At 60.1% G+C, this 9317-nt stretch carries 9 protein-coding genes; 6 read left to right on the top strand and 3 right to left on the bottom strand.

Features of this window, described 5'->3' with window-relative positions; all coding sequences use genetic code 11:
• The first annotated feature begins 101 nt into the window (after window positions 1–101).
• Window positions 102–290, top strand: coding sequence for a hypothetical protein (locus tag DBR30_RS17865; protein WP_043822919.1), 189 nt, complete (start codon window positions 102–104; stop codon window positions 288–290).
• A 155-nt stretch (window positions 291–445) separates the two neighbouring features.
• On the top strand, window positions 446–1303 hold the full coding sequence (locus DBR30_RS17860) for a lytic transglycosylase domain-containing protein (protein ID WP_108542573.1): 858 nt from the start codon (window positions 446–448) through the stop codon (window positions 1301–1303).
• Between the two features lie 8 nt (window positions 1304–1311).
• Here DBR30_RS17860 and DBR30_RS17855 read toward each other — a convergent pair whose 3' ends face one another.
• Entirely contained in the window at window positions 1312–1875 is a 564-nt protein-coding gene (locus DBR30_RS17855) for a YgjV family protein (protein ID WP_181363616.1), read from the bottom strand.
• 57 nt (window positions 1876–1932) lie between these two features.
• Complete coding sequence (locus tag DBR30_RS17850) at window positions 1933–2508, bottom strand: Crp/Fnr family transcriptional regulator (protein WP_108542572.1); 576 nt, start codon at window positions 2506–2508, stop codon at window positions 1933–1935.
• A 243-nt stretch (window positions 2509–2751) separates the two neighbouring features.
• Between DBR30_RS17850 and ettA the strand changes: the two genes are divergently transcribed.
• The 3 genes from ettA to DBR30_RS17835 all read left to right on the top strand — a co-directional run bounded on the left by ettA (window position 2752) and on the right by DBR30_RS17835 (window position 6450).
• On the top strand, window positions 2752–4419 hold the full coding sequence (gene ettA / locus DBR30_RS17845) for an energy-dependent translational throttle protein EttA (RefSeq protein ID WP_005358378.1): 1668 nt from the start codon (window positions 2752–2754) through the stop codon (window positions 4417–4419).
• Window positions 4420–4512: 93 nt separating this feature from the next.
• Entirely contained in the window at window positions 4513–4842 is a 330-nt protein-coding gene (locus DBR30_RS17840) for a hypothetical protein (protein WP_108542571.1), read from the top strand.
• A 264-nt stretch (window positions 4843–5106) separates the two neighbouring features.
• The gene (locus DBR30_RS17835; protein WP_005343409.1) at window positions 5107–6450 is read left to right on the top strand and encodes an NCS2 family permease; all 1344 of its coding nucleotides are present in this window, start codon (window positions 5107–5109) and stop codon (window positions 6448–6450) included.
• Between the two features lie 170 nt (window positions 6451–6620).
• Here DBR30_RS17835 and gltX read toward each other — a convergent pair whose 3' ends face one another.
• Entirely contained in the window at window positions 6621–8036 is a 1416-nt protein-coding gene (gltX, locus tag DBR30_RS17830; protein WP_108542570.1) for a glutamate--tRNA ligase, read from the bottom strand.
• A 274-nt stretch (window positions 8037–8310) separates the two neighbouring features.
• On the opposite strand from gltX, the gene DBR30_RS22510 reads away from it, so the two are divergent.
• Window positions 8311–9317 (top strand): cache domain-containing protein (locus DBR30_RS22510; RefSeq protein WP_258224489.1); only part of this gene is annotated, 1007 nt, incomplete at its 3' end.

Below are 9317 nucleotides of genomic sequence, written 5' to 3'. Positions count from 1 at the left end.
GATATACTCAGCGCGCTTCGTGCCACCCGGGAACAACTCCCGACCCCAGGCGCTCTGTCCGTGGCCACGCCCCCCCCCCCATGACGACAAGGAGCCACCTCATGATCCGAACCCTGCTTTTGACCGGTGCCGCCATTGCGGCCTATGCCCTGACCCAGAGCCACTCTCTGCTTCCCCTGCTCAGCCTGCTGGCCCTGCTTTCGCTCTGGGTTGTCAGCGAAATTGGCAGCTTCTATCGCGCTCTTCCTCCCGCCGTGCTGGATGAGCAGGAGTATCACCACGACTTTTAACCGGATGAAAAATGGTGTGAAACTGTCGAGATACCGTTAGTTCCATACCGTTTTGCTCTCTGAAATCAACCGGCTATAACAACAGGATCCACTGGGTTCGTGGCGATAGCAGCCATGTTCCTCTATATCTTCTGTACTCAAACAGGAGATAACCCATGAGGCACATCAGCGAAAACGGACTGTTTTTGCTGCTTTTTTTGTCGTTGTTACTGGCAGGTACGCCGCGGGCGATGGCACAAGGCAGGGATTTCAGACAGGCCCCCAAGGCGCTAACGGCGATCAAGCAGGGTCAAGTGGCCCAGCAACACGGCAATCTGCAAAAAGCCATCGCCCTTTACTGTGTCGCCGCAAGCACCGGCAATCCCGAAGGATATTTCCGGATCGGCCGCCTGCTCGCCACCGGCCCTGCCTCGGTACGCAGCGCAAAGCTGGCCAACAGCTACCTCGCCATGGCAATGCGCCTTGGTAACCGACAGGCTGCCCGCTACTACAACGCCCGCATCGGCAATTCTCCCATGGGTGATCAGTGCGGCATGGGGATCCGTGGCGGTCAGGGTGGCTATCTGGCCGGGCTCCCTTCCACCCCCTTCAATGTCGACTCCTGGGTTGCCCGCCAGCCCCCCGCCAAGCAAAAGCTTGTCACCATGCTGCGTCACGCCGCCAAACACCATAAGGTGGATGCCCGGCTGGTGCTGGCGATTGCCATCGCCGAATCCAATCTCAACAGCCGCGCCGTTTCACCCAAGAATGCTCAGGGGCTGATGCAGCTGATCCCCGAAACCCAGCAACGGTTCGGGGTAACCCGACCATTCGATCCGGCCCAGAACATCAAGGGTGGCGTCAGTTATCTCAAATGGCTGGATCGCCGTTTCGATGGCGACTGGGTACTGATCTCGGCGGCCTACAATGCCGGGGAAAAAGCGGTTGAGCGCTATGGCGGGATCCCACCCTATGACGAGACGCAGGAGTATGTGAAACGGGTGCTTTACTTCGCTGGCCACAAGCAGCCCTGAGCGGAAAATCAGAAGGTCGCCCGACCGGAAGGCGGCACACGCCTCTTTCTGCGGCCACTGTGGCGGCCACGCCCCCAATAATCGAAGCCATAGTGACGGTAGTAACCCACCAGATTGCTGACCAGAAACAGCCCCTCCATCAGCGCGGCGACCGGTGAGCCCACCAGCAGGTTGTTGAGCAGCCAGCAGAGGGTGCCGAGCAGCATCCAGCGCCGCAGCTGGCGATCGTCAGGGCAAAACGCAGCCTGGGTTTGCAACAGGCTCGCCAGCAGCCCGATCCATGAGAGCAGGCCCTGATAGGTCGCCAGCGCCGCCGCACAGGCCAACCCCATGAAAAGCCACATCAAGATGCGGCGAACCAGCCAGATGCTCACCAGAAAGCGCATACTGGCCAGCAGCAACAGGCTGGCGGCAGACCACTGCTCGAGCAGGGCAAAGTGACCGGCATTGAGCGCGCAGGAGAGGGCCAGACAGGCCAGGATCCTGCGGCGCTCCCGCAACTGAAACGACAACAGATCGAGCAGCAAGGCCAGGCTCACCACCAGTTGCGACCACAGAAACTGCGACATCATCCACACCTCATCCGTCATTTGGATGACGCAGCATGAGGGGATGGCCGGAGAGCGGCATTAACCCGTGTTAATGCGCTTGCGGATCCGTGACAGGGTGACCGGGCTGATGCCGATGTAGTTGGCGAGCTGCACTTGGGTCAGTCGTGCAGGCCAGTGGGGGAAGATGTGGCAGAGCTCCCGATAACGCTCTTCGGGGGAGTGGAGCAGCAAAAACGCCTCCTTGCGCTCCTTGTAACCGAGCTGCTGACGCAGCAGGGCCATGCAGACCGGCTGCCAGACGGGCTCATCCAGCAGGGCGATCGGCACCCGCACCACCTGCAACTCCGTCAGCGCCTCCAACTGGTAGCGGGCGGGCGACCCGGTGATCCAGCTGTCATAGAGCAGGCAGAGCTCCCCTTCGAAGTAGAACTCCTTGCAGCGCTCCTGCCCGTCCCGGGTGTAATGGCAGGCACGGGCTATGCCCGTTTCGACATAGAAGGCCGCATCCTGCTCGGCCCCTTGCGCCAACAGCACCTGACCGGCGCGCAACGTCAACCGGGGCAAGCGCTGGCAGATGGCTTCGCTCAGGGCAGCGCCCAATCCCATGGAGCAGAGAAAGGTGGCCAGTGAGGGAACTTGAGGAGATGGGATCATGAGGGCTCCGGCACAAAACAACAGCCCACATCATGCCCAAATTGCACGGCTGATGCAGCAAGACGTGACCGCGGCGGCAAAGGGGGACACCAACCGGGTGCCGCCTTTGCCCCCCCTCGTCCGTTGGTTTACAATCGACGGGTTTTTTGGAACCCGGTTGACGGCGTGTCGACCTGGCCCCACCACGACATCAGTCTGTTAATGCCAAGACATTAACCTGCTGAAAAGGAAGAGAATTAGCCAATGGCTCAATTTATTTACACCATGAACCGGGTCGGCAAGGTAGTGCCGCCCAAGCGTCATATTCTCAAGAACATCTCCTTGAGCTTCTTCCCAGGCGCCAAGATCGGCGTGCTGGGTCTGAACGGCGCCGGTAAATCGACCCTGCTGCGCATCATGGCGGGCATCGACACCGAGATCGAAGGGGAAGCCCGTCCGCAGCCCGGCATCAAGATCGGCTACCTGCCGCAGGAGCCGAAGCTGGATCCGGAGCAGACCGTACGCGAAGCGGTCGAAGAGGCCGTTGGCGAAGTGAAGCGTGCCATGGCCCGTCTGGACGAGGTCTATGCGGCCTACGCCGATCCGGATGCCGACTTTGACAAGCTGGCCCGCGAACAGGGCGAGCTGGAAGCCATCATCCAGGCCCAGGGCGGCCACAATATGGAAAACCAGCTGGAGCGCGCGGCCGATGCCCTGCGCCTGCCGGCATGGGATGCCAAGATCAAGCACCTCTCCGGTGGTGAGCGCCGCCGGGTGGCGCTCTGCCGTCTGCTGCTGGAGAAGCCGGACATGCTGCTGCTGGACGAACCGACCAACCACCTGGATGCGGAATCCGTGGCCTGGCTGGAGCGCTTCCTGCACGACTACGAAGGCACTGTAGTGGCCATCACCCACGACCGTTACTTCCTCGACAACGTGGCGGGCTGGATCCTGGAGCTGGACCGCGGCGAAGGTATCCCGTGGGAAGGCAACTACTCCTCCTGGCTGGAGCAGAAGGACGCCCGTCTGGCGCAGGAAGCCAGTTCCGAAGCGGCTCGCCGCAAGTCCATCGAGAAAGAGCTGGAGTGGGTTCGTCAAAACCCGAAAGGGCGTCAGGCCAAGTCCAAGGCCCGTATGGCTCGCTTCGAAGAGCTCAACACCAACGACTACCAGAAGCGCAACGAGACCAACGAGCTGTTCATTCCACCCGGACCGCGCCTCGGCGACAAGGTGGTGGAAGTGGCCAACCTGCGCAAATCCTACGGTGATCGGGTGCTGATCGACGATCTGTCGTTTGCCATTCCGAAGGGTGCCATCGTCGGCATCATCGGCCCGAACGGTGCCGGTAAGTCGACCCTGTTCCGCATGATGTCGGGTCAGGAGCAGCCGGATTCCGGCGCCATCACGCTTGGTGAAACCGTGGTACTGGCCTCTGTCGATCAGTTCCGCGACAGCATGGATGACAAGAAGACGGTATTCGAAGAGGTCGCTGACGGTCAGGATATCCTGCGCATCGGCAACTACGAGTTCCCGAGCCGCGCCTATATCGGCCGCTTCAACTTCAAGGGTTCCGACCAGCAGAAGCGGGTTGGCGAACTCTCCGGTGGTGAGCGTGGTCGTCTGCATCTGGCCAAGCTGCTGCAGACCGGCGGCAACGTGCTGCTGCTGGATGAACCGACCAACGATCTGGATATCGAAACCCTACGCGCCCTCGAGAACGCCCTGCTGGAGTTCCCGGGTTGTGCCATGGTCATCTCCCACGACCGCTGGTTCCTCGACCGTATCGCCACTCACATCCTGGACTATCAGGATGAGGGCAAGATCGAGTTCTTCGAAGGTAACTTTACCGAATACGAAGAGTGGAAGAAGAAGACCTACGGCGCCGAGGCGATCCAGCCCCATCGCGCCAAGTACAAGCGCATCGCCAAATAAGGCTGACTGCGTGTTGAGGGGAGCTTCGGCTCCCCTTTCTCTTGCCTTTTGACTTACAATCCTAGACGGATGCCTTTGCATGGATGTAGCACGATGACGACCCCGATAGAGAAAAAACTCACCATCCAGATCCGGGTTGAACCGGGTTGCCTCGGGCCGGATGGCAAGGAACACATAGAGACCTTCTGTGCCGCCGCCGCCAAGATGTTTGCCGCTGTGGAGCCCGAGCTGGTGAGCTGGGTGCTGATCCCCCGCTACGACAAACAGTTGCCGGAGCAGGAGTTCTTTATCGAGGGGCGCAAGCTAACCGAAGAGCAGGCCAGCCTCTTTCTGCGCCGCTTCGGCCGCGAGCTGGGTGAGGTACAAGACCGGCTCGACTCGGTGCTGGCCCAGCTGGTCGAGCGCTACTTCAAAACCCTTTAAGCTCCCAATTTTCGATAAAAGGTTCTCTGCTGAGAACCTTTTTTCATGCTCAAAAAGCAAACGTTTGAATTATTACTCTATTCATTGATCTGCTTCGCAGATCCGGGGTTTGTAAACGGCGCCGCCTGTGTAAAAATGTGCGCGCTGTCACGGTATCAGGACGAGTCTGGTTACTTAACCGCCAGAAACAGGGCAATTTACCCCGCATGGATGGGATAGCCCGTTCCCCTGCTGCTTATTTCACGTCACCTATTGGAATCCAACATGAATCAACAACACCAAGCTGCCAATCAGGCCGCCGGGCAAGGATTGCTTGAGCGCCTGTTTGCCCTGCAAGGCCATGGCACGACCGCCCGCACCGAAGTGATCGCCGGTATCACCACCTTCCTGACCATGGTCTACATCGTGTTCGTCAACCCGCAGATCCTCTCTGCGGCGGGCATGGACACCCAGGCCGTGTTCGTCACCACCTGCCTCATCGCCGGTATCGGCAGCATCCTGATGGGTCTGCTCGCCAACCTGCCCATCGCGCTGGCCCCCGCCATGGGCCTCAACGCCTTCTTCGCCTTCGTGGTAGTGGCCGGTATGGGCTACTCCTGGCAAGTGGGTATGGGCACCATCTTCTGGGGCGCCATGGGTCTGTTGATCCTCACCCTGCTGCGGGTGCGCTACTGGCTGATCGGCAACATCCCGCTTACTCTGCGGGTCGGCATCACCGCCGGTATCGGTCTGCTGATCGCCCTGCTCGGCCTGCACAACGCCGGGATCGTGGTGGCCAGCCCCGCGACTATGGTGACCGTGGGCAATCTCACCTCCCTGCCCTGCCTGCTGGGACTGCTCGGTTTCTTCCTGATCTGCATCTTCTCCGCCCGCGGCGTCCACTCCGCCGTGCTGATCGCCATCGTGGTCACCACGGGTCTGGGCTGGCTGTTTGGCGATGTCACCTTCAAGGGCTTCGTCTCCATGCCCCCCAGCATCGAACCGGTGTTCGGCCAGCTGGATCTGATGGGCTCGCTCGATATCAGCCTCGCCGGGATCATCTTCTCCTTTATGCTGGTCAACCTGTTCGACTCCTCCGGCACCCTGATCGGCGTCACCAACCGCGCCAAGCTGGCCGATGACAAGGGCCACTTCCCGCGCATGAAACAGGCGCTGATGGTCGATAGCGTCAGTTCCGTCGGCGGCGCCTTCATGGGCACCTCCTCGGTCACCGCCTTTATCGAGAGCAGCTCCGGCGTTGCCGTCGGCGGCCGTACCGGTCTGACTGCCATCGTGGTCGGCCTGCTGTTCCTGCTGGCGATCTTCTTCTCTCCGGTCGCCGCCATGGTGCCGGCCTACGCCGCCGCTGGCGCCCTTATCTATGTGGGTGTGCTGATGTGCTCCGAGCTGACTCGGGTGAAGTGGGAAGATCTGACCGAAGCGGTACCGGCCTTCATGACCGCGGTGATGATGCCGTTCAGCTTCTCCATCACCGAGGGGATCGCCGTGGGCTTCATCTCCTACTGCGTGATGAAGGCAGGTACCGGCCGTTGGCGCGAGATTAACCCCTGCGTGCTGGTGGTGGCCCTGCTGTTCGTCCTCAAGTTCGTCTGGGTCGACAGCCACTAACTCCGGCTTCTGCCAACAAAAATGCCAGTCAACTGACTGGCATTTTTTTATTCCGGCGTTGCTATAGTATGCGCTGGCCATAAAAAAATCCGAAACCAGTGGTTTCGGATTTTTGCTATTCAGCATGTGGCAGAGCGGGGTTATCCCCTCGCCTGCCACCTCGGCAGCACTTACTCGGCAGCCATGCAGGCTTCGATGTAAGCCAGTGCTCGGTCGATACGCGCCAGCACGCGCTCCTTGCCCACCAGCGCCATCACGGCGTCGATGGCAGGGGATTGACCCAGACCGGTGACGGCCACGCGCAGCGGCATACCGACCTTGCCCATGCCCTGACCCAGCTCGGCGGCGGTCGCTTCAATCAGCTCGTGCAGCGCTTCGGTGGTCCAGCTATCCAGTGCAGCCAGCTTGGTCTTGGCCAGAGCCAGCGGCTCGGCAGCGACGCCACGCAGGTGCTTCTTGGCAGCGGCTTCGTCGATCGCCTCAAAATCTTCGAACAGGTAGCGGCTCTGGGCAGCCATCTCAACCAGGGTGTTGCAGCGCTCGGCCAGCAGGGTGACTACCTCGGCCAGCGCCGGGCCATTGTTGGTGTCGATCTTCTGGTTTTCCATGTGCCAAGCCAGGTGTTTGGCCACATAGGCCGGATCCAGGCTGCGCATGTAGTGGTTGTTCAACCACAGCAGCTTGTCGGTGTTGAAGGCAGAGGCGGACTTGGAGATGGCATCCAGGCTGAACAGCTTGATCATCTCTTCCAGGCTGAAGATCTCCTGATCACCGTGGGACCAGCCCAGACGTACCAGATAGTTCAACAGCGCTTCCGGCAGGTAGCCGTCGTCGCGGTACTGCATCACGGAAACGGCACCGTGTCGCTTGGAGAGCTTGGCACCGTCGTCACCCAGGATCATGGAGACGTGGGCAAACTCAGGTACCGGCGCGTTCAGCGCCTTGTAGATGTTGATCTGGCGCGGGGTGTTGTTGATGTGATCTTCACCACGCACCACGTGGGTGATCTCCATATCCCAGTCATCGACCACTACGCAGAAGTTGTAGGTCGGCGCGCCGTCGGTACGGCGAATGATCAGATCGTCCAGCTCGGTGTTGGCGAACTCGATGCGGCCACGGACGTGGTCATCGAACACCACTGAACCTTCGGTCGGGTTGCGGAAGCGGATCACGTGCGGCGCATCGGCCGGGTGATCGTGGGCGTGGTCGCGGCACTTGCCGTCATAACGGGGCTTCTCGCCGTTGGCCATCTGGCCTTCACGCAGCGCTTCCAGACGCTCTTTGGAGCAGTAGCACTTGTAGGCGCGGCCGTCAGCCAGCATCTCGTCGATCAGCGCGTTGTAACGATCGAAGCGCTTGGTCTGGTAGTAGGGGCCCTCATCCCAGTTCAGCTCCAGCCATTCCATGCCCTCAATGATGGCGTCGATGGCCTCCTGAGTGGAACGTTCCAGATCGGTATCCTCGATACGCAGCACAAACTCACCGCCCTGGTTCTTTGCAAACAACCAGGAATAGAGTGCGGTACGGGCACCGCCGACATGCAAAAAGCCGGTCGGGCTGGGAGCAAAACGGGTTTTGACTTTCATCTTTAAGCCTTGTGTAGAGGGCCTTGGGCCAATTCGTTAGAAAAAACCGTCGCATTTTAGCACCGACAATCACGGATGGGAAAACCATGACGCCATTGCGGGCTAAAGTAGGGGATTAAATCTGTCGCCATTTGCATCTGTAGCCCGATATTTGAAGAGGATCGCAAAACAGAAGCCCCGTTTCCGATTTGCTATGCACAATGCTGGAGAGCTGCCTCCTCCGGTCGATACCCAAATAACGCTCACCACACTTCTCACGAACAAGGAAGAGACGATGCAGTTCCGTTCTATCCAGAATCGCATTCTAGTGATGGCCGGGATCGCCATGACCGCAGCCCTGGTCATCCTGATCCTGCTCAACCAATATTCCGGCCAACAGACCCAACAACTCACCATCAGCTCCAGCCGTGAAGCGCTGCAGCAGGAGGCATGGCAGAAGGTCAGCGCCAATGCCCGCGCCGAGGCGGCCACCATCACCCAACTGCTGCAAAAAGGGCTCTCCTACACCCAGCAGATGGCCAGCGCCCTCGCCCTGCAACAACAGGGCAAACTGCCGCTGGATCGCCAGCAGGCCACCGACTTGCTCAAGGCACAATTGGCGTTGGAGCCCCAGCTCTATGGCGCCTTCGCCGGCTTCGAGCCCAACGGTTTCGACGGTCAGGATGCCAGCTTTGCTGGCCAGAGTGCGCTGGGCAGTGACGACAAGGGGCGCTTTGTCCCCTACTTCTATCGCGACAAGGATCAAATCGGTACCGATCTGCTGCTCTCCATCGAAAAAACCGACCCGGACGAATTCGGCAATCCCGCCAACGACTACTACGCCTGCCCGAAGCGGGAAGGACGCTCTTGCCTGATCGATCCCTTCAAGGTGGATATCAACGGTCAGCAGGTGCTGGTGAGCACCATCACCACCCCCATCATGGTGGATGGTCAGTTCAGGGGGATCGCCGCGCTGGATCTGGCGGTGGACTCCATCAGCCGTCAGGCCAAGAGCCTCAACAGCAATATCTATGACGGCAAGGGCGAAACCCTGATCGTCAGCGCCGCCGGTGTCATCACCGGTACCAGCGGTGATGCCAGCCTGCTCGGCAGCAGCGCAAGTAAGGTGCTGGGCAACCAGTGGCAGCAGTACCTGAAACCGGAAGTTCAGCGTCAGGAGCTGGACGAGTCATTCCGTATTTCCGTCCCCATCATGGTGCCGGGAATGAGTCGCAACTGGGCCATCATCGTCACCCTGCCCTACAAGGTGGTACTGGCGGGGGCCGATCAGCTGGAGAGCCA

Origin of the sequence: Aeromonas sp. HMWF017 (assembly GCF_003061465.1) — a bacterium.
GTDB classification, from domain to species: domain Bacteria; phylum Pseudomonadota; class Gammaproteobacteria; order Enterobacterales; family Aeromonadaceae; genus Aeromonas; species Aeromonas veronii.
Note: the sequence above shows the minus strand (reverse complement) of the source record. Positions and strands in the feature narration are given on the sequence as shown.